The organism is Roseateles paludis, from assembly GCF_039872745.1.
Taxonomy (GTDB): domain Bacteria; phylum Pseudomonadota; class Gammaproteobacteria; order Burkholderiales; family Burkholderiaceae_C; genus Pelomonas; species Pelomonas paludis.
Window position 1 is genome coordinate 1 of the sequence record NZ_JBDPZD010000003.1, and the last position, 25,815, is coordinate 25,815.

16 protein-coding genes, 1 tRNA gene, 1 rRNA gene and 1 riboswitch are annotated in these 25,815 nt (G+C 65.8%); of the genes, 7 read left to right on the plus strand and 11 right to left on the minus strand.

All coding sequences use genetic code 11. The features are described 5' to 3' along the window. Window positions 1-215 precede the first annotated feature (215 nt). Window positions 216-328, plus strand: a 5S ribosomal RNA gene (rrf, locus tag ABDJ85_RS11340). A 307-nt stretch (window positions 329-635) separates the two neighbouring features. Here rrf and ABDJ85_RS11345 read toward each other — a convergent pair. The 3 genes from ABDJ85_RS11345 to ABDJ85_RS11355 all read right to left on the minus strand — a co-directional run bounded on the left by ABDJ85_RS11345 (window position 636) and on the right by ABDJ85_RS11355 (window position 4,499). Continuing rightward, window positions 636-711, minus strand: a tRNA-Asn gene (locus tag ABDJ85_RS11345). A gap of 36 nt (window positions 712-747) precedes the next feature. After that, window positions 748-2,844 carry a TonB-dependent siderophore receptor gene (locus tag ABDJ85_RS11350; RefSeq protein WP_347704891.1) on the minus strand — a complete coding sequence of 699 codons (2,097 nt, stop codon included), beginning with the start codon at window positions 2,842-2,844 and terminating at the stop codon, window positions 748-750. A 103-nt stretch (window positions 2,845-2,947) separates the two neighbouring features. Beyond that, window positions 2,948-3,049: riboswitch (TPP riboswitch) on the minus strand. 82 nt (window positions 3,050-3,131) lie between these two features. Then, window positions 3,132-4,499: a GH1 family beta-glucosidase gene (locus ABDJ85_RS11355; protein ID WP_347704892.1), complete on the minus strand. Its 1,368-nt coding sequence runs from the start codon at window positions 4,497-4,499 to the stop codon at window positions 3,132-3,134. Window positions 4,500-4,700: 201 nt separating this feature from the next. On the opposite strand from ABDJ85_RS11355, the gene ABDJ85_RS11360 reads away from it, so the two are divergent. Further along, window positions 4,701-5,687 carry a LacI family DNA-binding transcriptional regulator gene (locus ABDJ85_RS11360; RefSeq protein ID WP_347704893.1) on the plus strand — a complete coding sequence of 329 codons (987 nt, stop codon included), beginning with the start codon at window positions 4,701-4,703 and terminating at the stop codon, window positions 5,685-5,687. 164 nt (window positions 5,688-5,851) lie between these two features. Here the strand turns inward: ABDJ85_RS11360 and ABDJ85_RS11365 are convergent, their stop codons facing one another. The 4 genes from ABDJ85_RS11365 to ABDJ85_RS11380 are packed head-to-tail and all read right to left on the minus strand — an operon-like array spanning window position 5,852 to window position 11,445. Beyond that, window positions 5,852-6,871, minus strand: coding sequence for a glycoside hydrolase family 5 protein (locus ABDJ85_RS11365; protein ID WP_347704894.1), 1,020 nt, complete (start codon window positions 6,869-6,871; stop codon window positions 5,852-5,854). Further along, window positions 6,871-8,094, minus strand: coding sequence for an AGE family epimerase/isomerase (locus tag ABDJ85_RS11370; protein WP_347704895.1), 1,224 nt, complete (start codon window positions 8,092-8,094; stop codon window positions 6,871-6,873). The genes ABDJ85_RS11365 and ABDJ85_RS11370 overlap by 1 nt, the downstream gene beginning before the upstream one ends. After that, window positions 8,091-10,238, minus strand: a complete 2,148-nt coding sequence (locus ABDJ85_RS11375; RefSeq protein WP_347704896.1) for a GDSL-type esterase/lipase family protein — start codon at window positions 10,236-10,238, stop codon at window positions 8,091-8,093. The genes ABDJ85_RS11370 and ABDJ85_RS11375 overlap by 4 nt, the downstream gene beginning before the upstream one ends. Continuing rightward, window positions 10,222-11,445, minus strand: a complete 1,224-nt coding sequence (locus ABDJ85_RS11380; protein WP_347704897.1) for an AGE family epimerase/isomerase — start codon at window positions 11,443-11,445, stop codon at window positions 10,222-10,224. The genes ABDJ85_RS11375 and ABDJ85_RS11380 overlap by 17 nt, the downstream gene beginning before the upstream one ends. 552 nt (window positions 11,446-11,997) lie before the next feature. On the opposite strand from ABDJ85_RS11380, the gene ABDJ85_RS11385 reads away from it, so the two are divergent. Both ABDJ85_RS11385 and ABDJ85_RS11390 read left to right on the plus strand, forming a co-directional pair. Further along, complete coding sequence (locus tag ABDJ85_RS11385; RefSeq protein ID WP_347704898.1) at window positions 11,998-14,520, plus strand: glycoside hydrolase family 2 protein; 2,523 nt, start codon at window positions 11,998-12,000, stop codon at window positions 14,518-14,520. 61 nt (window positions 14,521-14,581) lie between these two features. Next, the gene (locus ABDJ85_RS11390) at window positions 14,582-17,647 is read left to right on the plus strand and encodes a TonB-dependent receptor (protein WP_347704899.1); all 3,066 of its coding nucleotides are present in this window, start codon (window positions 14,582-14,584) and stop codon (window positions 17,645-17,647) included. Between the two features lie 103 nt (window positions 17,648-17,750). On the opposite strand, the gene ABDJ85_RS11395 is transcribed toward ABDJ85_RS11390, so the two are convergent. Together ABDJ85_RS11395 and ABDJ85_RS11400 are read right to left on the minus strand one after the other, a co-directional pair. Next, window positions 17,751-19,280 (minus strand): tryptophan halogenase family protein, encoded by a 1,530-nt coding sequence (locus ABDJ85_RS11395; RefSeq protein WP_347704900.1) that lies wholly within the window; start codon window positions 19,278-19,280, stop codon window positions 17,751-17,753. A 64-nt stretch (window positions 19,281-19,344) separates the two neighbouring features. After that, window positions 19,345-20,841 carry a tryptophan halogenase family protein gene (locus ABDJ85_RS11400; protein ID WP_347704901.1) on the minus strand — a complete coding sequence of 499 codons (1,497 nt, stop codon included), beginning with the start codon at window positions 20,839-20,841 and terminating at the stop codon, window positions 19,345-19,347. Between the two features lie 158 nt (window positions 20,842-20,999). On the opposite strand from ABDJ85_RS11400, the gene ABDJ85_RS11405 reads away from it, so the two are divergent. After that, window positions 21,000-22,418, plus strand: coding sequence for an MFS transporter (locus ABDJ85_RS11405; RefSeq protein WP_347704902.1), 1,419 nt, complete (start codon window positions 21,000-21,002; stop codon window positions 22,416-22,418). On the opposite strand, the gene ABDJ85_RS11410 is transcribed toward ABDJ85_RS11405, so the two are convergent. Then, a complete protein-coding gene (locus ABDJ85_RS11410; RefSeq protein WP_347704903.1) occupies window positions 22,419-22,976 on the minus strand; it encodes a TetR/AcrR family transcriptional regulator in 558 nt (185 codons plus the stop codon). It lies immediately after the preceding gene. Between the two features lie 96 nt (window positions 22,977-23,072). On the opposite strand from ABDJ85_RS11410, the gene ABDJ85_RS11415 reads away from it, so the two are divergent. Together ABDJ85_RS11415 and ABDJ85_RS11420 are read left to right on the plus strand one after the other, a co-directional pair. Next, entirely contained in the window at window positions 23,073-23,639 is a 567-nt protein-coding gene (locus ABDJ85_RS11415; RefSeq protein ID WP_347704904.1) for a DUF2141 domain-containing protein, read from the plus strand. Continuing rightward, window positions 23,636-24,520, plus strand: coding sequence for a sterol desaturase family protein (locus tag ABDJ85_RS11420; protein ID WP_347704905.1), 885 nt, complete (start codon window positions 23,636-23,638; stop codon window positions 24,518-24,520). The genes ABDJ85_RS11415 and ABDJ85_RS11420 overlap by 4 nt, the downstream gene beginning before the upstream one ends. Here ABDJ85_RS11420 and ABDJ85_RS11425 read toward each other — a convergent pair. Then, window positions 24,500-25,813 carry an MFS transporter gene (locus tag ABDJ85_RS11425; protein WP_347704906.1) on the minus strand — a complete coding sequence of 438 codons (1,314 nt, stop codon included), beginning with the start codon at window positions 25,811-25,813 and terminating at the stop codon, window positions 24,500-24,502. The two genes, ABDJ85_RS11420 and ABDJ85_RS11425, sit on opposite strands and share 21 nt — an antisense overlap. Between the last annotated feature and the right edge of the window lie 2 nt (window positions 25,814-25,815).

The window sequence follows — 25,815 nt, forward strand, 5'->3', positions numbered from 1 at the left end:
ACCCTATAACTTTGATTGCTGACCTGGCGACAGGGCTTGCAGATCAAGGTGAGGATTCAAGTAGTTATGTCGTTCTTCATGAAGTCGAAGAAGACGCAATCAAATCAAGCTGATTCGAGTCGCGGAGTTCCTTGGGAATTCAATGCGGCAACTCTACGAATTGGGTTTGTTGCTCATCCTAGAACCTCTAGGAAGCAGCAGGCCAACCAGTCAAGCCTGACGACCATAGCGAGTTGGTCCCACTCCTTCCCATCCCGAACAGGACAGTGAAACGACTCAGCGCCGATGATAGTGCGGACTCCCGTGTGAAAGTAGGTCATCGTCAGGCTATTTACTCCGCTACGCCCCTCTCCTGGTTCCAGGTGAGGGGCGTTTGCTTTTGGGCGCGGAGATTTGCCCCGAATCCTGATACCTGCGGTCGCCTGCGTGGCGCAGGAATCAGAGAAGACTGGCGTGGCCTATTTACTCGTGCAGGGCTGTAGCCAAGACTCGTATATGGAACTGCGTGTCGGTTGAGTTCAAGCGAGCGTCGACTTCGATGTTCGAATGCGCGACGTTCGAATGCGATATGTGCGCCAAAATATGCGCGCCAAAGAAAAAGCCCCACCCGCTTTCGCGAATGGGGCTTTCTTGTTTGGCTCCTCGACCTGGGCTCGAACCAGGGACCTACGGATTAACAGTCCGGCGCTCTACCGACTGAGCTATCGAGGAATTGAGCCTCGCAGTATAGCCTACTTTTGCGGAAGACTACAAGCTCATCGAGAGATTGAGCCGAACGGTCCGGGGGGCGAGCGGGTAGAGGTAGCTGTGGCTGAACTGGTAGGGGGCCTCACGCCAGGCGCGCCGGTCGGTGGCGTTGTCGATGGCGAGGCGCCAGACCCAGCGCTGGGCTTGCACCCACTGCGTCAGCCGGAGTCCCAGATCAAGCGTCGTCCAGGCCGGGATGGCGAATGCGTTGTCGGGGGTGGCGAAGCGCGATGACTCGTGATTGAGGCCGACAGTGGCTTGCAGACCTGTTGTGATCTGGTGGCGCCACTGCGCCTTGATGCTGGTGGCGGGGACGTTGGGCGGCGTTGTGTTGGTGAGGCTCGCGTCGACGGCGCCGAGACGACGTGCATGGAGCTTGGTGGCAGACAACAGGAGGCCGCCGTCCGACCACTTCCAGTCGGCGCTTGCCTCCAGCCCTTGGTGGCGCGCCGTGCCGTCAGCCTTTCGCTCGCAACTGAGTGCTGCGCTGCAGCTTCCGATGTCTGACCAGACGGGGCGCGTGATGTCGAACCAGGCGAGGGAGCTTTCGATGCGCTGTGAGCCTGCCTTGATCCCCACTTCGGTCTGCCGGCTGGCGAGCACGGGCAAAGCTCGCCCGGCGTTCTGGTAGCGACTGCGGTTGGGCGTCACTTCAGACTCAGCGCCGCGCCCCCAACTGGCGTACACCAGCCAGTTGGCGTTGAGCGCGTGGCTCACCGCGATCCAGGGTGACGTCACCGACTGGTCGTAGTTGGTCGCGCGAGATCCGTCGGTGCGAACGGATTCGCGGTGAAGGCGGGTATGACGCAGCCCGAGCCAGGCGACGGTTTGCGAGCCGAGGGCGACGCGGTCGCGGATGAAGACTTCGGTGGTCTGTTCGTCGCGGTTGGTGTTCTCGTCGGTCAGGTCGGGCGCTGCAGGCGTGATGGCGGAGCCATCGACGTAGCCGGTGCCAGCGTAGTTGTAGGCCTGCTGCTGGAAGCGGCTCGTGAACTGGCTGCGCAGGGTGCCCAGGCCGATGTCGTGGCGAAGATTGGCCAGCTCCACCGAGCCAGTGGCTTGCAGTTCGAAGGCGCGCGTGTTGCGGCGTTCGTTCTCGCTGCGGAAGTCGTAGAGATCAAAGCTGCCGTCGGGGCAATAGCGATCGGCCCACCAATACCCGGTGGCGTCGGTACAGCCAAACGGGAATGCAATGCGGTCGTTGGTGTGCAGCCGCTGGGTTGCCGCTTGCGCCTTCAGGCGCCAGTCGCCGGCCAGGCGTTGCTGGACGCGGAGCGAGGCATGGACGTTGTCGAATTCGACGGGCAGGCTCCAAGGCTGGTTGTTCAGGTTGAGGCGCGGGTCAACGCTGCTGGCGGCTGGCACCTGGTTGCCGAGCAGGCTGAATCCGGCTTGGCTGGGCTGGCGCTGGCGATTGAATTCGACTTCAGCGTCGAGCTGGGTCTCGCTGGAAACGCGCCAATCAGCCGCTATCGCGGCCGTGTGCGCCTGGCCATTTGCATGGCGCAGGCTGGGTTCGAGACGGCGAGCGTCCAGATTCACACGCAGGCCGAACTCGCGCTGGGTGCCGAAGCGGCGCGATGCGTCGATCGCGGCTTGCAGCGTGCCGGGCTGCTCGGCAGCCAGGAAGACCTGCGTGGCATCGTCGTCGAGTGGCCGCTTGACGACGAGGTTGACGAGGCCTGCAGGAGCACTGGTGCCGGACTGCATGCCCGATGCTCCTTTGAGGACCTCGACCGCCGACTTGTTGGCCAACGAGAGAGCTGTCTCGCCCGAAATGGGCAGGCCCTCGCGCCGTACGTTGAAGCGGTTGTCCAGATCGAAACCGCGGATCTTCAACTGGCTCCAGTAGCCGACGGCGTTGTAGCCATCGGAGACCGAGGCATCCAGCTTGGTGAGGCCTGAGAGCTGACTGACGCCGCTGTCCAGCAGGCGCTCGGCCGAGAGCGACTGCGCCTGCAGGGGCAGCTTGGCCGGAGGGTCAGTAAAACCAGCGAGGCTGGGTGTGGGGTCGGTGGCACGTCCACTGACGGTGACCTGGGGTAGTGTCTGCGCGGCAGACAGGGACCAGGCGAGCGAGGCCGCAGCGGCAGCCACGGCGGAGGGGGAACGAAGAGTTTTGTGAGCCATCGGACGATGTCGTTGCGATGGCAGGTCGGCGGGCTCGCGGAAGACCGGCTCGGAGACGAACGTGAGAGCGGTCCTTTGGCGATCGCTTCCCTGCGCGAGGATTACCTCAATCAGGTTCAAAGGGACTGTCTCAGTCGATGGCGCTGGGCCATCAACACCCCTAGCGGATGCGGCGCACTGGGCGTGCGTCACGGCTTGAATTGTAGGCTCAGGGCGTTGCGGCGCCCGTGCTGGCGGCGCGGCTCGGGGGGCGCTCAGCGCTGCTTGAGGAAGTCGGCGTAGGCCAGCGCGCTGAGCTTGGGCGTGCGCCGCTGCGTCTCGAAGTCCACGTGTACGAGGCCGAATCGACGCTCGTAGCCAAAGGCCCACTCGAAGTTGTCGAGCAAGGACCAGACAAAGTAGCCCCGCACGTCCACGCCGTTCTGCATTGCGCGTGACAGGGCCTCCAGATGGCTGCGGACGTAGGTCTGGCGCTGCGTGTCATCCACCTGGCCAGACGCATCGACTTCGTCCTGGCTGGCGCAGCCGTTTTCAGTGATGACGAGCGGCGGCAGGTTGGCGTAGTCGCGCTTGAACTGCTCCAGGATGTCCTGCAGGCCCTGGGGGTAGACCTCCCAGTCCATGGTCGTGCGTTCAACGCCTTCGGGGTGCACCCAGGTAAAGCTGTCTGGGCCGGTGCTGCGGACCACGGCCCGGCTGTAGTAGTTGAGGCCCAGGTAGTCCAGTGGCTGGGCGATGGTGGCCATGTCGTCGGTCAGCACCAGCGGCTCGCAGCCGGGCCAGAGGGCCCAGAGATCCGCCGGGTACTCGCCGCGCAGCAGCGGGTCCAGCACCCAGGCGTTTTGGTAGGCATTGAAGAGGGTGACTGCACGTGCGTCTGCAGGCGTGACCGGGTAGGCCGGCGAGACATTGGCCACCAGGCCATGCTGGGCGCCAGGGTCGTTGGCGCGCATGGCGGGCAGCGCCAAACCGTGGGCCAGCAGGTGGTGGTGCATGGCCTGGGCGCCCCAGCGCAACTGCGCATGGCCTGGGGCGTGGTGGCCGTTGCCATAGCCCAGATAGGCCGAGCACCAGGGCTCATTGAAGGTGGCCCACGCGGCCACGCGCCCGCGCAGCTCGCGGGTCATCAGGTCGGCATAGTCGGCAAAGCGGTAGGCCAGCTCGCGGTTGAGCCAGCCGCCCCGGTCCTCCAGGTTCTGGGGCAGGTCCCAGTGGTAGAGCGTGACGTAGGCCTTGATGCCTCGGCGCTCCAGGCTATCGAGCAGGCGCTTGTAGAAGTCGATGCCCTTGGCATTGGGCCGGCCTGCCTCGTCCATCACACGTGGCCAGGCGATGGAGAATCGGTAGGCGTCGAGGCCCAGGTCGGCCATCAGGGCCACGTCCTCGTCAAAGCGGTGGTAGTGGTCGCAGGCCACATCGCCGTTCTCGGCGCGCAGCACCTTGCCGGGCGTCGCGCAGAAGCTGTCCCAGATGGAGCGTAGCCGGCCGTCCTCGAAGGCGGCGCCCTCGATCTGGTAGGACGAAGTCCCGGAGCCGAAGACGAAGTCCTTGCGCCATAGCGGCGAGCCAGCGGGCGGGGCGACAAGGGCGGCGAGGGCGGCCAGCGAAGGTTGCTTGCTCATGGGTATTCAGGGGGATGGGCGGGAGCCGCTGGTTGTGTGATAGTTCTAGCTAAACGAAGGCTGTTTAGTAAAAATGGCCACTTCCCGGCGCATGATTGCCGGAACTGACGCGGGCGGGTGCCCGCCTTTCTGTGCGGTTCGAAGGGCGGGTGGGCATGGCGCCAGGTTCCTCCAGCGCTGCCTCCGACTGCCAACTCGAACATGTCCAAACCCGTCACGATCCGCAAACTGGCCCTGGCGGCCAATGTGTCCATTGGCACCGTGTCGCGTGCGCTCAAGGGGCAGTCGGGCCTGTCGGAGCAGACGCGCGGCGAGATCCTGAAGTTGGCTGCCGACCTGGGCTATGACCTGGGCAAGCTGCGCTCCACGCGGCCGCGGCGCATCTTGTTTGTCTACAACCGCGAGCTCAGCTCGCTGGCCACCAACCCCTATTACTCGCACGTGCTGCACGGCGCCGAGACGGCCTGCCGCGAAGCGAGCGTGGACCTGAGTGTGCTGTCCGTGGCGCCGGGCGAGGCGGTGGCGCCACAGGTGCGGCGCGGCGGGGCAGACGCCATCCTCGCGGCCGGGCACTTCGATGCCGGCACCATGCAGGCGCTGCGTGGCTGCGACCTGCCCATGGTGCTGGTGGCTCACTTTCATCCTGGCATCCACTGCGTCAATGACGACAGCATCTACGGCGCGCGGGCAATGACCGAACACCTGCTGGCCCAAGGCGCCAAGCGGCTGGCCTTCATCGGCGGGCCGCTGGCCAATCACTCGGTGGCCCAGCGCTTGAAGGGATTCCGCCAGGCGCTGTTTGCGGCCGGGCGCCTGGCCGACCCGATGCTGGAGGTGGAGCTGGATGCCACCATCGACTACGGCGAGGCTGGCCGCAAGGCCATGCGAGGCCTGCTGGCCTTGCCCCAGCCGCCCGACGCCATCTTTGCCTACAACGACCAGACGGCGCTGCGCGCGCTGGAGGCCTGCGTCGATGCTGGCCTGAGCGTGCCGCAGGATGTGCTGATCGCGGGCTACGACGACATCGACGACGCCGCCCGCAGCCAGCCCGCGCTGACGACCATCCGCGTGGACAAAGAACGCCTGTGCCGTGAGGCTGTGCTGCAGCTGCTGGATGGCCGCGTCGAGCCCGGCGAGACCTTGCTGCCGGTGGACCTGGTCGTGCGCGACAGCACGGTCCGCACCTGAGAGCCAGCGAACAAATCCTGCACACCCGCTCGTCCGCCCCAAACGCCGCCACTCGGCGTTGCAAATGCGCGCCGTAGCCCGAGCTACGGCTGTGCTTTGCGCCTTGATTGGCGACCTTTGGGCCGCCCGCTCGGGCGCGCCGGATTCATTCACTGGCTCTGACATCAGCGCGCCGGCAGGTAGGGCGTGAGCCATTTCATCTGCGGCTTGTCCTGGCCGTCCGGCCCGGGCTCGATGGACAGGAAGTAGTCACCCCACCAGGGCCCCGCTGCCCACCACAGCCAGCCGGCCCAGACGTCGGCATTGGCGTGCAGGTGGTCCAGCGCGGCCTTGATGCTGGCCTCGCAGCCCGGGTTGGCGCCGCCGCCTAGTTCGCCGAGCAGGCCCTTGTGCTTGTGCTCGCGCAGCCAGGCGGTAAAGCGTTGCAGCCGCTCGGCGCCGCCGGGGCCTTCGCAGATGGGGCTGGTACCTGAGTTGTCTTTGTCGAAGTACTGGTGCACTTCGATCAAGAGGTTCTTGCCCGGGTCGCGGAGCTGCTTCATGGCGACGCTGTTGGGCGTGCCGTAGTAGTTGCTGTCCCAGCTCCAGGCGCCCGTCCAGGCGTTGCCGGGCACGCTCACCACATTGCGCGCGCCGGTGGCGCGGATGGCGGCGATGGCCGCGTTGGCGCTCTCGACCCAGGTTTCGGTCTTCATGGTGTGCGGCTCGTTGACGAGGCCGAACATCACGCGCGGGTTGTCCTTGAACTGCTCGGCCACGCGGCGCCAGAAGTCGGCAAACGCGGCATGCGGCACTTGCTTGCTGCCGACGGTGTGGCCGTACCAGCGCGCGTAGTTGTGCGGGTTGAGCAGGACGCTGAGGCCGCGGTCGGTCGTGCCGTCCACGAAGGCACGCAGGCGGCCGAGTTCGGTGGTGTCGAGCTCTCCCATCAACTGGCGCTGCAGGCGCTCCCAGCGGAAGCCCACGCGCATCAGGTTCATGCCGCGCGACTGGAAGTAGGCGGTGCTCCTGACCGTGGGGTAGATGTAGTCCTCGTCGTAGAGGCCGGGCAGGTTCTTTTCGCCGAACTCGGCGCCCGCGAGGTTGACGCCGCGCCATGGCAGCAGCTTGGGCTCTGCCGCGTGCGCGGCGAGAGCCGCCAGGGCCAGCGCTGCCACGATCCAGGTCCTGAGGGCGGTGCGCATCAACGAGTCTCCTTGTTTGGCTGCACCATCAGTGCGCCCAGCACGTCCTGGCAGGCGCCCATGGTGTGGTAGTCGGTCTTCCCCGGCGGGCTCTTGTGCGTGTCGACCTTGCGGTTGTCGGGGTGCAGCTGGCGCCACCAGGCGCCGCGTTCGTGGTCGATGAAGTGCTGCCAGGCGTAGGCCCAGAGGCGGTCGTAGGCGTCCCAATAGCTGGCTTCGCCCGTGCGCACGGCCAGCCATGCGGCGGCGGCCAGGCTCTCGGCCTGAACCCAGAAGTACTTGTCGCCGTCGCACACCTGCTCATCCGGCCCGAAGCCGTAGACAAGTCCGCCGTGGGTGGCGTCCCAGCCCAGCCGCATGGCGGTGTCGAAGAAGTGCTGGGCCGTGGGGACCAACCAGTCGGGCGCGGCAGTGCCAAGGCGGCGGTCGAGCTGCATCAGCAGCTTGGCCCACTCGGTGAGGTGGCCGGTCTGGTAGCCCCAGGGGCGGAAGATGTTGGTCTTGTCGTCGCGGTTGTAGTCCCAGTCGGGGCTCCAGTCCTCGCGGTAGTGCTCCCAAACGAGGCCCGATGCCTTGCCGGCCTGCTGGCGGGCGATGCCCTCGGCCAGCAGCCGGGCGCGGTCGAGGTAGCGGGCCTCACCCGTGGCAGCGTGTGCTGCCAGCATGGCCTCGCAGCTGTGCATATTGGCGTTCTGGCCGCGGTAGGGGCCGACCTGCCAGTCGGGCGTGGCCTCGTCGGCGTAGAGGCCGTGCTCGGGCAGCCAAAAGCGGCGCTCCATCAGGTCGAAGGTGTCGGCGATGCCTTGTGCTGCACCTGGCACCCCGACATCGGCCGCATGCGAATGGGCCAGCAGCACAAAGGCGAGGCCATAGCAGTGGTTGGTGCCGTCGCGCACGGTGGCGCGGCCTTCGTGCCAATCGATCTCCCAGGCATAGCCCTCGCCGCTTGGTTGTTTGTGAGCGGTGCGGACGAAGTCCAGCGCGTGCCGCACGTCGGCCAGCGGCGCGCCAAACCAGCGGTGCGCGAGCGCCGTGTTGAAGACGAAGCGCGTGCTGGAGACGAGGTGGCGGGTGCGACGGTCGTAGACGGTGCCGTCGTCTTCGTAGCAGTGGAAGTAGCCGCCGCTCGGGTCTTTGGCGCGCGGGGCGTAGAAGGCGAGCGTGTGCTGGACGTGGGCGAGCAGGGCGTGCGGCTCGCGCAAAGCAGGAAGGGGCGGCGTCACTTGAGAACCTCGGTGCGCAGGAAGTGGGTGAGTTCGTCAGCCATCTGGGCGTGGACGTCGATGCGTGGGTGCGCGTAGGCAAAGGCCTGGAAGGTGTAGCGCCAGACGAGCTGGTCGCCTTCGGCACGCAGGGTGGCGTAGGCATCGTCCAGCGCTTTCACGAGGCGGGGCTCGTCCTTCCAGGCTGTCATGCCGCCCACGGCGATGACGAGCCGGGCGCCGGGGTGGCGCTGACGCAGCCGGCGGAGGAAGTCGAGGTAGCGCGCGCCGAACTCGGGCGAGAGCTTCTGGCCCATCGAGTTGGGGAAGCCGTGGTCGTTCTGCCCAAGGTTGATGACGACGATCTCGGGCTTGGCGGGGTCCGGCGGGGCGAAGGGCGCATCCAGGCGCGGCGCAACGCGGTCCCAGACCTGGTGCTGCAGCATGTCGTGCCAGGTGGCCGTGAGGCCGATGCCGCTGACGGCCTGGCCGAAGTAGTCGGCCCCCAAGCGCTCGGCGGTGATGGCGCCATAGGCGCGCGTGCCGTCGTGGGTGGAAAGGTCTTCGTACTGGTCGGCGCCGAGGTCGCCATTGCAGGCACCGGCGGTGATGGAGTCGCCGTAGACCACGAGCCGAAGCGGGCGTGCGGGCGGCGGCGTAAGCAGGCGGCTGGCGGGCGCGAGGCGCAACCCGAGGAGGGTGGCATCGCCCTGCGAGCCCTCGGTGCGCTTGACGAGGCGCAGCTCGTGCTCGCCAGCAGGGAGGGGCTGCCTCAGCACCCATTCGCCCCGCTCGCCACGCACCTGCAGGCGGTGGGGCTGCTGGTCGACCCACACCGTGTAGTAGCTGACGCCATGCGGCTCGAAGCTGAACGCGATGGACTCGCCCGTGAAGCGGGCCCGCAGCTCGTTGCCGCTCCAGGACAGGCGCACGGCGCTCTGCCCCTCGACGCGCTTGCGCTCCATGCGGCCGATGAACTGCAACTCGGGCGCGTCGGTGCTGATGAGGCCGGCGCCGCCAGCTGGCTTGCGCTCGAAGTCGAAGCGCTGCAACTCGACGCCCTGCAGCCCCGCCGCCATCACGGCGAGCAAGCTCGCAGGCCGTCCGCTGCCCTGCCATTCGTCGCGCTTGACGCGCACGTGCAGCAGATGCGGCCCGGGCTCCAGGTCGCGGCCCACCAGGGTGTGGGACCAGCCGAGGTAGCCCTTTCGCTCGGGCACCTGGCCGCGCAGCGTCACCACGGTGCCGTCGTCCACCCATGCTTCGAGGTTGCGGTAGTGCTCGCTCTCGGCGTGGAAGACGGCGATCTGGCGGCCCCAGACGAGGAAGGATGCATGGGAGTCGTCGCGGGTGCTGACCCAGCCGGGCTGCTGGCGCGGCCACTCGGGATGCACGTCGCCGCCGCGCGTGAAGCCCTGGTTGGCGTAGGACAGCAGTTGGTCGCCAGACCAACTGCGTGTGAACTCGTGGTCGCGCCCATGCAGCGCGGCGGGCACGGTGGGTGCGGGAGCTGGAGCCGACGACAGGGCTGCGCTGATTTGCTCGACCAGCGCTGCGGCGATGGCGTCGTGCCCACGTTGGTTGGGGTGCACGGGCTCGTCGTAGAGCGCGGACCAGGAGCCCTGGCCGGCGGCCACGCGGGCTTGCATCCAGGCACCAAAGTCAAGGTGGCTGAGCCCGTAGTGGCGGGCAATGCGCAGTTGCTCCTCCACGGAGCCACGCGCCTGGTTGCCTTGCTGGGTGAGGTGCAGCGTGAACACCGCCGCTGGCTTGGGGGCTGAGAGCAGGCGGCGCACCAGGCCCTCGTAGCTGCTGCGGCGGGTGGCAGGGTCCAGCCACTCGTCGTTGACGCCGAACTCGACGATGACGAGATCAGGCTGGGCGTCCAGCACGTGGGCGTCAAGGCGCTGCACGGCGGCAGCGGAATCCGTGCCGCTGACGCCGGCATTGATGAACGTGACCTTGCCCTTGCCCGGCTGCGCCAGCAGCCAGCGCTGCAACTGCCCGGCCCAGCCTCGTTGGCGCGGCGGGCTGGCCGCATAGCCGGTGGTGATGGAGCCACCGATGACGGCAACAGTCAGCGTCTGGCCTTGCTGCCAGTTCGCCAGCGCCTGCTGCAAGCGTGGGTCGGTGCCCGCGCGCGCATGGTCAAGGGACAGGAGCATCAGAACGAGTAGCAGCAGTCGGCGCATGGCGAGCAAGGCGCGAGAGCATTTCAAGCTCGGCGCGGACATGGTGATAGGGGCATTCCCAAGGGCCGGCCTTGGGGGTGGAGGGCAGGGGTCGCAGCTCGGCGTCGAGCATCTTGATCCAGTCGCCATGCTGGCGATCCACATGGTGCTGGCTGATGAACTGCCAACTGCGGTGTGCGGCCTGTGCAAAGCGGGCCTCGCCGCTGATCTCGAAGGCGTCCCAGTAGCCGACCATGGCTTCGGCCTGCACCCACCAGTGGCGCCGCGTGTCGGTGGCCTTGCCGCCAAACTCGCCCGCGCCCAGCATGCTGCCGTCGGGCGCCATGCCCGTGGCCAGCACGGCGTCGGCGATGGTGACAGCCAAGCTGCGCGCGCGGGCCAGGCGGGCGGGGTCGCCAAGCACCTCGGCGGCGCGCACCAGCAGCCAGCCGGATTCGATGTCGTGGCCCCAAGAGAGCAGGGGCGTCATGTTCTGCCAGTCGCGGGTGAAGAACTGGCCGAAGCAGCGGTCCTGCGGGCGCCAGAGCTTGTCCAGGAAGAGGTCGATCAGCTCGGCCAGGCGCTCGCGCACCCGGGCTTCCGGCCGCGCGCGGTAGAGCTCGGTGAAGGCCTCCATCACGTGCAGCAGGGTGTTGGTCGTCTTGGGGGCGGGGGGCTCGGCGTCCGACAGCTTCGCGCCGGGCAGCACCTGCCAGTCGCGCGTGCAGCCTTCGTAGTAGCCGCCCAGCTCAGGGTCGCGGGCGTGGGTGTCGATCAGCTCGAACAGCCGCCAGGCGGCCGCCAGGGCCTCAGGCTCCGGGCAGCTGACGAGGGCGTAGATGCCAAATGCCTGGGCGTAGGTCTGCTTGTGGTCCGCGATGGGGTGGCCCTCCGCATCGACCGACCAGAACAGGCCGCCGTGTTGGGCATCCGTCAGGCGTTGAAGCACCCAGCGCAACGCCTGTTGCACGCGCTGGCCACGCGCCTGACCAAGCTGGCGCGCCGCATTGCTGAAGCTCCAGAGCACCCGGGTGCCCAGGACGGCAGTGCGCGGGGCGTCCAGGAGGCGGCCATCCAGCTCTCGGCCACCAAGCAGGCGGCCTTGGGGGTCGAACATCTCGCCCTGCCACCAGGGCAGGACGTTGTCGGTCAGGTCGGCACGCACGCTGTGCGCCCAGGCCTGGGTATCGGTAGGGGTCATGGGTGAGTCAGGGGGGGGCAGGGCCCAGACGCTGTCGCGGGGGCGCGACGCCAGGGCGCGCAGTTTCGCGCTGGAACGACTTTCGAGAGACCGGTCGCAGGGTGGGCTGAGAGGGCGGATGCAGTCGCCGACGTTGGCTTGTGGACTCGCCGCGCCGCTTGGTGAGGTTGAGGGTGACCGCAACAAATAGTTCCGTTTACTAAACATCAGACAGAATTAGACGCCAGAACGGCAGTTTTGTGCGCGTCGATGCGCGTTTTCCCTGCAAGTAAAACCCCGAGGTGACCGAGGCTGAACGAGTGAACATACTGCTGGCAGCCTGGAAGCAGGAGCTTGATCCGTTCCTCGATCAAAAGTTGCGTAGATTGTTTAGATAAACACGGTTGTTGTGTTGCGTTGTTCTCCCCCTTATCGGTTGGCTGATTACAGCCTGTTTAGCTTTGTTGGGTCTGTGGAGCCTGGCGGCGCCGCTGCACGCCTGGGGCTGGGTGTTTCAGTGGGTTTCATGACTCGTTCTTGCGGGGCGCTGGATCCTGCGCGGTGGGTGGCGTCGTGACTGATCGTCAAATCGTGCCCCTGAACGAGGGGTGGCAACTGGCTGAGGCACCCGCGCGGGCTTCGGCGGCTGAGCTGGCGCGGTTGCCTGAATCGGCCTGGCTCAACGCCACGGTGCCGGGCTCCGCCCACGGCGCACTGCTGCGTGCGGGCCGCATCCCCGACCCTTTCTACGGCATGAACGAGCAGGCCGTGCAGTGGGTGGGGGACAAGACCTGGGTCTGGCGCCTGCGCTTTCGCGTCGACGCCGACTTCGAACCCCACGAGGACCTGGTGTTCCAGGGCCTCGATACCTATTGCGATGTGTGGCTGAACGGCGAGCTGCTGCTCAGCACCGACAACATGTTTGTGCCGCACCGCGTGGCTGTGCGGGACCGCCTGCGCGCAGGGCTCAATGAGCTGCTGCTGTGCTTCCATCCGGCGCTCGTGCGGGCGCGCGTGATCGAGGCAGCGCACGGCAAGCGCCATCTCTGGAACGGCGACAGTGCTCGCCTCTACGTGCGCAAGGCGCAGTACCACTTTGGGTGGGACTGGGGGCCTGTGCTGATGACGAGCGGGCCGTGGCTCCCGATCCAGAGGCAGCGCTACGGCACGCGGATTGATGATGTGCAATGCCGCCAACTGCACGCGACCGAAGCCGGGGGGCCGGTTCGCGTGCAGTTGCGGACGCGCTGGGCTGGTGATGCGCCCTCGAGGGTCTCGCACGAGTTGCTGGACCCCGAGGGCAGGCCGGTGGCTGCCGCCGATGTTTCGGCATCGTGCGGCGAAGCCAGCCTGACCGTCACCGAGCCCCGCTTGTGGTGGCCGCGTGGCATGGGGGAGCAAGCGCTCTATACCCTTGTCACGCGGCTGCATGCGGGCGACCAGGTGGTGGCCGTGGACCGCCGCCGTATCGGCTTGCGGACGCTGCGCCTGGTGCAGCAGCCCGTGGCGGGCGAGGCTGGCACCAGCTTCTTCTTCGAGGTGAACGGCCGCGAGGTCTTCATCGGCGGGGCCAACTGGATCCCGGACGACAACTTGCTGGAGCGCATCACGCCTGCGCGCTACCGCCAGCGCGTCGAGCAGGCGGTGGCCGGCAACATGAACATGCTGCGCGTCTGGGCCGGCGGCATCTACGAAGACGACGCCTTCTACGACGCTTGCGATGAACTGGGCGTGCTGGTCTGGCAGGACTTCCTCTTCGCCTGTGGGCTCTACCCCGCGCATGCGGAGTTCCAAGCCAGTGTTCGAGCTGAAGCCGAGGCGGCAGTGCGGCGCCTGCGCCACCGTGCCTGCTTGGCGCTGTGGTGCGGCAATAACGAGGACTACGCCATCGCCGAGTCCATCGGTGCCCACGGCCCGCAAGCGCCGTCTGGCCGCTTCCCGGCGCGCGTGATCTACGAGGAGTTGTTGCCCGCCGTTTGCGCCGCCCTCGACCCAGACCGTCCCTACTGGCCGGGCAGCCCGTATTCACCCAACGCCACTGGCATCACGCTCTCTTCGGACCCAACGGTGGGCGACCGCCACTCATGGGAAATCTGGCACCAGGCCATGCTGCCCTATCAGCGCTACGCCGATGTGCAATCGCGCTTTGTCAGCGAGTTCGGCATGCAGGCGCATCCGTCCCTGGCCTTGCTGGAGCGCACCTTGCCCGAGGCCGAGCGCTATCCCGAGAGCCGCACCATGGTCTGGCACAACAAGGCCGGCAGTGGGGCGCCAGACGGACACCGCCGCCTCGCGGTTTACGTGTCGGACAACCTGCGCGCCGCAACGTCGCTGGCCGGGCAGGTCTACGCGACCCAGTTCATCCAGGCGGAAGCCATGCGCGTGGCCTACCAGGACTTTCGCCGGCGCTGGCAGCGCCCCGGGGCACGCGCCGTTGGCGGCGCCCTGGTCTGGCAGCTCAACGATTGCTGGCCCGTCACCAGCTGGGCGCTCATCGATTCAGCCGGCGTCGTCAAGCCGGCCTGGCATGCGATACGCCGCGCCATGGCGCCGCTCGCGGTCGCTCTGCGGCAAGAGAAAAACTCACTTCGATTCACGGTGATGAATGCCGGCGCGACCCGCGAACTCGCCATGCGCTTCAAGGCCTTTGATCTGCAAGGTAACTGTCGTTTTGAGCAGACATTAGGGTGGACCGCAGACAGCGATGTCAGTGCTGATGGATGGATTGCGCTACCCGTTTCGGATATCACTGTCGTTGCTGAAGTTATTGCGACTGATGCCCGCACTAATTCCGAGATTTCGAGGGATTGCGCGTGGCCCGAGCCGTTCAAGTACCAGGATTTCTCGCTTGCGAGCCTCAGTTTTCACCGCTCTGATGAGGGCCTGAAAGTGAGTGCCACCGCACCTGTCAAGGGCCTGTGGTTGCTGTCCGAGGGCCTGGAGTTTGAAGACAACTTCATTGACCTTGTGCCTGGCGATGTTCGCCACATCGCCGTGCGTGGTGTTTGCCGGGCGCCGGTGGTCTGGACTGCTTTGGACCAATTGGGAGGAAAGGTGCCTGAAGCACTCATCCCTGGCGCCCCTTTCTCGCCGTGATCCCGTGCCCCGGGGTCACATCTTTCAACCTTGACTAGCTTTACCCAACCAGAGGATCCCCATGAGGAGACATTTCAAGCAGACGCTGCTGTCCCTGGCCGCAACGCACGTGGCCTTGACGGCTGGCGTCGCGTTCGCCCAGGCGCAGACAGGCGCAGCGGCTCCGGCCGCTGACAAGAGCTCACAGCAGCTCGAAACCGTGGTGGTGTCGGGGCGGCGTGCCGCACTCGCTACCGCGCAAAAGATCAAGCAGAACTCCGATGAAATCGTCGACTCGGTTGTCGCCGAAGAAATCGGCAAGCTGCCAGACCGTTCGGTCTCGGAAGTGCTGCAGCGCATCGTTGGCGCCACCATGTCGCGCGTGTCCGCGTCGAACGACCCGGTGCACTTCTCGGTCGAAGGCTCGGGCGTCAATATCCGTGGCCTGACCTACGTCAGCTCCACGCTGAATGGCCGCGAAACCTTCAGCGCCAACCAGGGCCGCACACTCGGTTTCGAGGACGTGCCGCCTGAACTGATGGCCGGCGTCGACGTGTACAAGAACCCGTCGGCCTCGCAGATCGAAGGCGCCATCGGCGGCTTGGTGAACCTGCGCACGGCCCTGCCGTTCGACTACTCGGGTTTCAAGGGTGCGATCTCGGTCGACGCCACGCGCGGCAGCCTGTCAGCCAAGACCAAGCCCAGCATCTCGGGCCTGCTGTCCAACACCTGGAACACGCCTGCCGGCAAGATCGGTCTGCTGATTGACGCCACGCATTCGCTCGGCGCCAGCCGGACCGACGGCCTGGTGCTGGACCCCTTCTACAAGGCCACGCCCGACGCCAAGAACTGGATTCCGAAGGCCATGTCCTGGAAGCAGCAGTTCTACAACCGCACGCGCGATGGCCTCTACGGCGCGGCGCAGTGGAAGAAGGACAGCATTGAATCCTCGCTGACCTTCTTCCGCTCCAAATACAAGTTCGACTGGAACGAGTACAACGTCAGCGCGCAGAACGACCCCTACAGCGTCGTCGTGCTTGACGGCACCTATGACGCCAACGGTGTGATGACCAAGGGCGTGCTGACCGGCAAGAAGGACGCCAACGGGAACTACACCGGCCTCGAAGTCGAGAACCAGACCCGCTTCTCGAAGCGTGCCTCGCAAACCGACGAATGGGCTTGGAAGATCTCTGGCCGGGTCAACGACAACCTGACCTTGAGCTCGGACCTGCAGTACATCAAGTCGAGTACTCAGAACTTTGATTCGACCGTGGGTACCGGCGTTCAACTGCCCAAGCAGACCGTGGACCTGACGGGTTCCATGCCGAAGCTGGTCTTTGACCAGGGCGACATGGCGATCATGAATGACCCGTCCAAGTACTACTGGTCCATGATGATGGACCACCTGGACAAGGGCAAGGGCACCCAAAAGGCATGGAAGGGTGATGCGCGCTGGATGTTCAACGACGACTCCGTCTTCCAGGACGTGACCGTCGGTGTGCGCCTGGCCAAGCGCGATGCCGAGACCGTCAACAGCAACCCCAATTACAACTGGGCGACCGTCACCCACGCGTGGCAGGTGGGCTGGAACATCAAGGATCTGGCCTATCTGCCGAAGTCTGATCTGCCGACATTCAAGAACACCTACAGCGGATTCATGAATGGCAAGGTCCAGCCTCCGAACCTGTATTTCCCGGCGGCGTCGGTGGCCTTCGGCTGGCCCGACAGCTACAACAAGCTGCACCAGCTCTATTTGAACGAGTGCGATGCGCTCGCGAAAACGGCAGGTTGGGACGGAGCTGGCTGCGCACAGCAAGCCAACAGCATTAAGGGCGGTGGCAAGTGGGCGGTCGCGACCTTCGGCACTGACCCGTCCGGCCGGAACACGCAATCGGAGACCACCACTGCCGCCTATGGGCAACTGCGGTTCTCCTTTGAGGACCATGGCCTCCCGATCGACGGCAATGTCGGTTTGCGCGTGGTCAGGACCCAGAACGATGCCGATGGCTACACCATCCTGCGGACCCAGCCGGCGCCTTCCGGGGCGACCGGCGTGGCAGTGCCTAAGCTGACGCCGTTTGAGAAGGCCGAGGTCTACAGCCAGAGCTTCACGGACTTCCTGCCGAGCTTGAACCTCAAGTACAAGGCGACGAAGGATCTGCAGTTCCGCTTCGCTGTGTCGCGCGCGCTGGCGCGCCCGCAGTTCGGCCAGATGCAGGCATACATCTCGATGGCCCAAGGCATTGAGCTGGATTCGAAGGTCGTCCCGCCAAACGTCAAGAAGGTCAACCTCAGCGGCTCCGGCAACGGCAACCCCTTCCTGAAGCCCATCACTTCCGACCAGGAAGACCTGACGGCTGAGTGGTACTTCGCGAAGAATGGCTCCCTGACGGCGGCCCTCTTCAACAAGAACCTGAAGAACATCATCGTCAACCAGGCATTCAACCGGACCATCAAGGACGACAACGGCCAGCCCGTCACGTTCGTGCTCAACGGCCCGGTCAATGGTGCCAAGGGCTATGCCCGTGGCATGGAGCTGGCCTATCAGCAGTATTTCGAGGGTCTCCCGGACGCCTTGCAAGGCCTCGGTCTGCAGGCGAACTACACCTTCGTGGACAGCAAGGTCAAGCGCTACAACGCGGTGTATACGGGCTTCTGCTCGCCGGGCGAAGGTCAAGAGAACTTCAACCTGTACATCAACGGTTGCGATACCGATGGCCGTTCGTTTGGCGACGTACCGCTCGACAACCTGTCACGCAACACCTTCAACATCGCGCTGCTGTATGACCAAGGCCCGGTGTCTGCCCGTATCGCCTACAACTGGCGTGGCAAGTACCTCTACGGCGTGGCGTTGAACTCCGACAACACGGGTCCGAACCAGACCAATGCGTTGGACACCAACCCGGGCAGTGCGACCTTCGGTCAGCACAACCTGCCGGTGGGCCTGCCGTTGTGGGCAGATGGTTATGGCCAGCTTGATGCCGGTATCCACCTGAAGATCGGCAGCAATATGTCGGTCGGTCTGGAAGCCAGCAACCTGCTGAACAAGACCTACAAGCAGATCATGCAGCAGCACATCGGCATGATCGGCCACAACTACTTCACGTCGGGTCGCACCCTCAAGATCAACGCGCAATACAACTTCTGAGTTCCACACGTGGCAAGGCCGGTCGCCGGCCTTGTCAGGACTCATGAAGAAAGGGCACCGCTTGCGGTGCCCTTTTTCTTTCTAAGCTCGCAAATAGGGGCGTCTACATCTTGGGTGCTTGGCAGTAGTGCCGGATGAACTCCGAGTGCTCTGGCATCACGGAAACGCAGTTGGCAATGGTGTCGGACACGCCCTTGAGGTAGTTCACCGTGTCTTCGAGCCCTTGTAGCTCGGTGAGGGCCAGCCAGCGCTTGGGGCGCAGGTTCTGGCCTTCCATCACCTCGAACCAACTCGGTTCGCGGAACAGGTCGGTGTCGACGTAGACCAGGCGCCCGCTCGCAGCGTAGAGGGCCATACGCCAGCGCAGGCCTTCGGGCACGGCCATGTTGGCGCAGGCCTGCCAAAAGCCGCCGTCCTCGCGCTGGTTCAGGTGGTAGTGCAGCACGATGAAGTCCCGCACCGATTCATAGCGCTGGCGGCTCTGGCGGTTGTACTCGGCGATCTCTACGGGGTCGAAGCCGCTGTGCGGGAAGGCCTCGATCAGCCCGGCGACTCCCATCTGTACGAGGTGTAGCGCGGTGGACTCCAGCGGCTCCACAAAGCCGGCCGACATGCCGATGGCGACGACATTGCGCGTCCAGGCGTCTTTGCGCATGCCAGTTTTGAAGCGAATCAGCCGCGGGTCAGCGAGGGCTGGCGCGTCGAGATTGCGCAGCAGTACGGCAGCGGCTTCGTCGTCGCTCATGTGCTGGCTTGAATAGACGTGGCCGTTGCCCACGCGGTGCTGCAGCGGGATGCGCCACTGCCAGCCGGCGCTGTGGGCGGTGGAGCGCGTGTAAGGCAGCAGCGGCTTCGTGCTCTCACTGGGTACCGCCCACGCGCGGTCGCAAGGCAGCCAGTGGCTCCAGTCCTCGAAGCCCACGCCTAGCGCCTTGTCGGCCAGCAGGCCGGCAAAGCCGGAGCAATCGAGGAAGAGGTCGCCCTCCACCATTTCGCCACTCTCCATCTGCACCGCGCGCACATGGCCGTGTGTAGGCCCAGGCGCCTCGTCAAGCAGCACGCGCACCACCTTGCCTTCGGTGCGGCGCACGCCGCGCCGCTCGCTCAGCGCGCGCAGGTGCCGGGCATAGAGGCTGGCATCAAAGTGGTAGGCATATGCCAGGTCCGCCAATGGCGAGTTCTGCATTTCCGGCTTCGGCAGCATGAAGCGGTTGGCCTTGGCAGCCATGCTGGAGACGACGTAGGCATCGATCGGCTCTGCCCGGCCCAGTGCGCGCAAGCGCAGCCAGTATTGGGTGAAGTCCACCGGCCACAGCGGCTTGCCGACGCGACCGAAGCCGTGGAAATAGCGCTCACCCACTCGGCCCCAGTTGACGAACTCAATGCCGAGCTTGAACGTTCCTTGCGTGGCCTTCAGGAAGGTGGCTTCGTCGAGCTGGGCCAGGCCGTTGAACATCTTGATCAGCGGGATGGTTGCCTCACCCACGCCGATGATGCCGATCTCCTCGGACTCGACGAGGCGGATCTCGTAAGGTGGCTTCAGCACGGCGCTCAACGCTGCGGCTGACATCCAGCCTGCGGCGCCGCCGCCCACGATGACGACACGGCGCAGAGGCTTGGCAGTGTTTTCCATGGAAACAGCTAGAAAATTTTCGATGCCGCCAGTCTAGGCAGACCCGAGCGGCACGTCATGGGCGCTATCCCGCGGCGCGGGCGACAGCGTGGCGCAGGAAGGTGTCGTGATCGGGCATGCCGGCCGTGATGCTCGCGAGCGCCTCACGCCGCTGCCGCAGGTATTGCAGCGCCATTGCCTCCGGCACCTCTTGCATCCACGGGCTCGCGCGTTTAGGCCAATGCCCCATGCCCGCAAAGATCGCCAGCCAGCTGGTGCGGTCAAAGCCTTCGTCGTCGTAGCCCACGAGCACGCCGGTTTCACGCCAAGTGTGAATCTTGTAGGCCAGCGATTCAGGCAGTTCGAGTGCGGCCATGTAGCGCCACAGCTCGCTGTCGCGGCGTTCGGTCAGGCAGTAGTGCAGGATGATGAAGTCGCGGATGCGCCGGTACTGGCGCACTTGTTGATCGCTGAAGGCCGCAGCCGCATCCGGCGTAGCGCCACCAGGTTGCAGCAAGAGCGGGATCAGGCGGCCCAGTGCGTTGTGGACCAGGAAGATCGCCGTGGACTCCAGCGGCTCCAGAAACCCTGCGGCCAGGCCCAGGCCCACCACGTTGTGCGACCAGAGTTGCGCGCGATGGCCGGTGGTGAAACGCAGCAAGCGCGGCTCGGCCAGTGCCTTGCCATCGACCTGCGCCAGCAACTGCTCGCGAGCCCGGTCCTCGTCGATGAACTTGCTCGCGAACACATGGCCATGGCCGCAGCGTTCGCGCAGCGGGATGCGCCAGGTCCAGCCCGCCTCCTGTGCGGTGGAGCGGGTGTACGGCGTCAAAGTCCCCTCGGGCCGTTCGGCCGGTACGGCCCAGGCGCGGTCCACGGGCAGCCAGTGGCTGAAGTCCACAAAGGGCACGCCCAGCGTTTTGCCCAGCAGCACGGAGGCAAAGCCCGAGCAGTCCACGAAGAAGTCGCCGGCCACCTCGCGGCCATCGGCCAGCTTCAGGTAGGCCACGCGGCCATCGGGGTGCCGCGCCACATCGACCACCTTGCCCTCGATCCGACGCGCGCCGCGCCGCTCGGCGAGGCGACGCAGGAAGCCGGCATAGAGCACGGCATCGAAGTGGTAGGCGCAATCAAAGCGTGCCGTGATTGCGTCGCCCTCGGTATCAGGCAGGCGGAAGCGGCCTTCGCGGGCCATCACTGTGGGCAGGCAGTGATCACCCAACTGGCCACCCAGCCGCGCCTGCACGCGGTGGTACTGGCCCCACAGCGCCATCGGGCCGTCAAGCGGCCCAAAGTCACCGAAGGTGTGGAAGTAGTGCTCGCCCTTGACACGCCAGTCCACGAACTGGATGCCGAGCTTGAAGCTGCCTTGCGTGGCGGCCAGCATCTCGGCCTCGTCGATGCCCAGCAGGCGATTGAAGGCGCGGATAGACGGGAAGGTCGCCTCACCAACACCGATGATGCCCAGCTCTTCGGACTCGACCAGTTCCACCTGCGCACCCGGCATACCGGTGGTGAAGGCGGCGGCCGCCATCCAGCCGGTGGATCCGCCGCCGAGGATGACGATGCGTCGAGGGGTCATGCGCACTACTCCGGAAGTTGCAGCTGCGGATTCTCTTCGCGCTCGGTGCTGGCGGCGCTCAGGGCTTGCCTGTGCGTGTTGCGATGAGCAGTGCCGGCACGCCAAGCTCGGTAGTGATCCTCTGCCGCTGCACGGCCAGTGTGGGCATGCTTCAACCCATGAACACCACCGCCACCGTCGCCGCTGATCGCGTTCCTCTGCCCCAGAAGGTCGGCTATGGCCTCGGCAGCTTCATCGACATGTGGGGCCACTGGCTCTACCAGTCGCTGGTCTTCCATGTGTTCAACGTCTTCCTCGGTGTGGCGCCGGGCTTGATCTCGACGGCGCTGATGGTGAAGACGCTGGTGGACGCCGGCAGTGACGCGATCTTTGGCTGGCTCTCAGACAACACGCGGACCCGCTTTGGCCGCCGCCGTCCCTTCATCCTGGTGGGCGGCATCCTGGCCGGCATCGGCCTGCCGTTGATGTTTGCCGTGGGGCGTGACTGGACCGAGGGGCAGTACTTTGCTTTCCTGCTCGTCTCCACCTGCCTGTACGTGCCCTTGATGAGCTGCTTCTACATGCCCTGGAACAGCCTTGGGGCCGAGCTCACGCCGGACTATCACGAGCGCACCAGCGTGCAGGCCGTGAAGAGCGCGATCCAGAAGATCCCCGAGCTGGCGATGTTTGTGGCCGCGCAGTTCACCACGCTGGCCGTCTTCAACGACGCCTCCGGCAAGCCCGACATCCTGCGCGGCGCGCAGGTCTATTGCTCGCTGCTCGGGGCGGTGATGGTGGCGGTGTCCATCGCCATCTTCCTGCTGACGCGTGAGCGCTACTACGAGAAGTTTGTGCGCCAGACGCAGGCGCCCGTGCCCTTCAAGGACACGCTCTACCGCACGCTGCAGAACCGGCCCTTCCGGTTCATGCTGGGCACCATGCTGACCTATGGCCTGGCCACGTCGATGGTGGGCACGCTGGGCTACTACGCCACGCTCTACTACGTCTGCCAGGGCGACGTGGCCCTGGGCACGCAATGGAACTCAGGCATGGGGATGGCGGGCATGGTGATGGGCCTGATGGGCATTCCCTTTGCGGCCGGTGTGGCCAAGCGCGTGGGCAAGCGCAATGCCATTCGCGTGATGCTCATACTGGCCGTTGGCGCCTTCATCGGTGACTGGTGGTTCTACAACCCCAGCTACCCGGCGCTGCAACTGCTGGCCAGCGGCTGCACGGCCTTCACCTCCGCTGGCTTCTGGACCCTGTTCGGCTCCACCATGGCCGACGTCTTCGACACCGACGAGTTGGAGACCGGTCAGCGCCGCGAGGGCTCGTTCTCGGCCTGCCAGTCGTGGATCTTCAAGCTGGCCATCGCGCTGGGGAATGGCGGCTCGGGCTGGGTGCTGCAGCTCACCGGCTTCGACTCGAAGTTGCCCGTGCAGAGCCCCGACTCGCTCTTCATGATCCGGGTGCTGCTGTCGGGCATCCCGGTGGCAGGCATCCTGGTGGCCATCTACTTCATCTCACGGGTGCCCCTGACCGAAGAGGGCATGCGCGAGACCCGCCGCCAGTTGGAGGCGCGGCGCGGCGCGGTCTGATCAAGCGGGCCTGGTCCAGAGGGCGCGAAAAACCGCCTCCACGTCTGCTGCAGTGTGCGGGCGGTTGTCGCCCAGCCACCAGGCAATCAGTTCAAACAGCGCAGCCGCTTGTGCCCGCGCCCGAGCGGCGGCGCGCCAGTCGCGCGCCGTGCTGTTCGGCGTGTTGCTGGGCGTGTTGCTGGGCGCGCTGTTCGGTGTGCAGGCCGAGCGCTCGAAGAGCGAGACCAGCATGTCCCGAAAGCGCTCGTGCACGAACAGCGCCGAGCGGCGCCCCACCAGCGCAGCCACCAGTTCACGGTTCTCGTCTACATGAGCCAGCAGCCCGGGCAGAAAGGCAAAGACCTGCTCGGCGTCGGTGGGCGCCATGCTGATCAGGCCCTGACCCAAGCCAGCGAGGCTCTCGGTCAGGAGGGTCTCCTTGTTCGGGAAGTGCTGGTAGAAGGTGGAACGCCCCACGTCAGCGCGCTCGCACAGAGCCTGCACGTCGACAGCGTCCCAGCCGCGCTCGGTCATGAGGGCGAGCAGGGCGTCGCGTAGCGCATCACGCGTGCGCCGCACTCGGCGGTCTTTCCCGGGCTGTGTCTGGGGAGCAAGCATCTAGATCTTGGGCACTCGGCGGGCCAATGTCTGCAAACGGACAGGCACGGTGCAGTCATGCTGGGCAAGTGGCGCCGGGCTCGGAATGATCCGCACGCACTGCCGCACGGTCGCTGGCAGGCAGGGATTGTGGGGGCCATTTTGGAAGGTTCGGACGACAAGGGTCGCGCTGCGGCGCGTCATGGGGTGCGTCATGGGGTGCGCTCGCGGGTGTGCTTCCTTGGGGCGATGGTGGGGCTTGCGGCTTTGTGCCCGGCCTTGGCAGCAGATCTGACGCTGAAGGTCGATGGGGTCGCCCAGGCGCAAGGGCAGATCGTGGCGCGGCTCTTCGTGCCGGGTGATGCGCTCGACGGCCCTGCCCGGGCTGTGGTGTCGGCACCGGCCGTGGCCGGGACAGTCACGCTGGTCTTCCAAGGCATCGCAGCGGGCCGGTATGCCTACTTCGTCTTCCACGATCTCAACGGCAACGGTGTCCTGGACCACAACCTGATCCGATGGCCCACCGAGCCCCTGGGGTTCTCGGCGGGCTTCAAGCTTGGGCTGCTGTCCGGTAAACCGGATTCGTACAAGCTGGCATTCAGCCTGACCGAGGCCGACGCCGAACAGCGCGTGGAGCTGCAATGAAGCCCACGCCTCGCATCGTTCAATTCGGGCTCTACCCCACGTTGCTGGCCGGCGTGTTGGCGGCCTGGCTGGCCAGCCGTGAGTGGGGCTGGAACCTGAGCACCGTCTTCGCATGGATGGCAGGCTTGCGCCTGGCGGCGCTGTTCTTCGCCGAATGGCGCTGGCCGGCACGGCAGAGCTGGCGCATGAACTGGGCCAGCTTCCGGCGCGACCTGAAATACGTCCTGGTCAACGGCAGCGCCGCCGGCCTGTTCAAGTGGGCCAGCCTTTGGTGGGCGGTGGACGCGGCTGGTGGCCGCCAGGGCGGCATCCAGGGCTGGCCGCTGGCGGTGCAGGTCGTCGTGCTCATCCTGGCCTTCGAGTTCCCGCAGTACTGGTTCCACCGCCTCAGCCACGAGGGGCGCGGTGCGATCGGTGCCTGGCTGTGGCGCATGCATGTGGCCCACCACCTGCCGGACCGGGTCTATCTGCTGATGCACGTGGTGGGCCACCCGATCAATCTGCTGATCTCGCTGGCCATCATCCAACTGCCCGCCTGGTGCTTCGGCGCGAGCCAGGAAGCGGTCTTCCTGTTCGGCGCGCTGATGAGCCTGCAGGGCCTGGTGTCGCACTTCAACGTGGACTTGAAGGCGGGGCTCTTCAACTACCTGCTGGTGGGGGCCGAGCTGCACCGTTTCCACCACAGCGCCGCCATGGACGAGGCGAAGAACTTTGGCGTGCTCACGCCTTTCTGGGACCTGGTGTTCGGCACCTTCCGCTACGACCCCCGGCGCCTCCCGGCTGCGCTGGGGGTGGAGCACCCCGAGGACTATCCGGCCAGCCCAGACATCCTCGGCGTGCTTGCCCTGCCGCTGCGCGGCTCAGTGCCCAGCGGGGGGTGAGCTTTCGTCGTCGTCGGACGCCTTCTGCGGGAAGGGCGCCAGGAAGGCCAGGATCACCGGCGGGATCGAGAACACCAGCACCCAGCCGAAGAAGCTGTTGTAGCTGTGGTTGACGCCCGACCACAGCCAGCTGCTCACGGTGCCCGTGCCCCACTTGGTCAGCGCCATCACGCCGGTGGCCATGGCGTAGTGCGTCATCTTGAAGGGGCCCGGCGCCACCTGCTGCATCATGTACAGCATGTGGCCCACCGAGCCCATACCGAAGCCAAACTTCTCGATGGAGACGATGGTGCCGATGACCCAGGGGTCGGTGGGCATGGTCTGGGCCAGGTAGAAGTAGGTGAGGTGCGGGATGTTGAGCACCAGCGCCAGGATGAAGAAGGCCCGCGGCAGGGTCATCTTGGCGGCCAGGAAGCCGCCGAGGAAGGCGCCGGCGATGAAGGAGATGGTGCCCACACTGCCGTTGATGTGGCCCAGCGCTTCATTGCCCAGGGCCAGGCCACCAAGCTCACGCGCATCGAGCAGGAACAGCGGACCGAACTTCTCGATGAAGCCCTCGCCAAAGCGGTAGAAAAAGATGACGGCCAGCATCATCCAGATCTGCGGCTTCTGGAAGAAGCTGATCCAGGACTCCTTCATCGCCGTCCAGCCGGCGGCCATGCCTTCGCCCTTGAGTGTCGAAGGCCCGCCCGGCGGCAGCGCGCGCAGGTGCCACACGCCAAAGAGCGCCATCGAGGCCGCCGCCATGCACACCACGATGACCCAGCACTGCACCCAGGGCAGGCCGTGGGCGTTGTGCAGCCAGCCGGTGAGCGACACGAAGAGGCCCGAGCCGATGACCGCGCCCATGTTCCAGCACATGCCCTGCAGGCCCGAGTAGCGGGCCTGGTCGCGCAGGTTGACCGTGGTCATGAAGACGCCGTCCGCCACCGTGTCCTGCGTGGCCGAGGCAAAGCCAGTGATCCAGAAGAAGGCCAGCGACAGGCGGAAGAAATCGTCCAGCGGCAGGCACAGCGCCACGAGGCCGAGCGACGCGGCCATCAGGAACTCCATCGAGATGACCCACCAGCGCTTGGTCTTGAAGGGCTCCAGCAACGGCGCCCACAACGGCTTGAGCACCCAGGGCAGGTACATCTGCGAGGTGTAGAGCGCGATGTCCTCGTTGGACACGCCCATGTTCTTGTAGATGATGGCCGCAACCACCCCCACCATCACATTGGGCAGGCCCATGGCCAGGTAGAGCGTGGGCACCCAGGTCAGCGGGTGGCGGAAGGAGACGGCGTTCTGAGTCACGG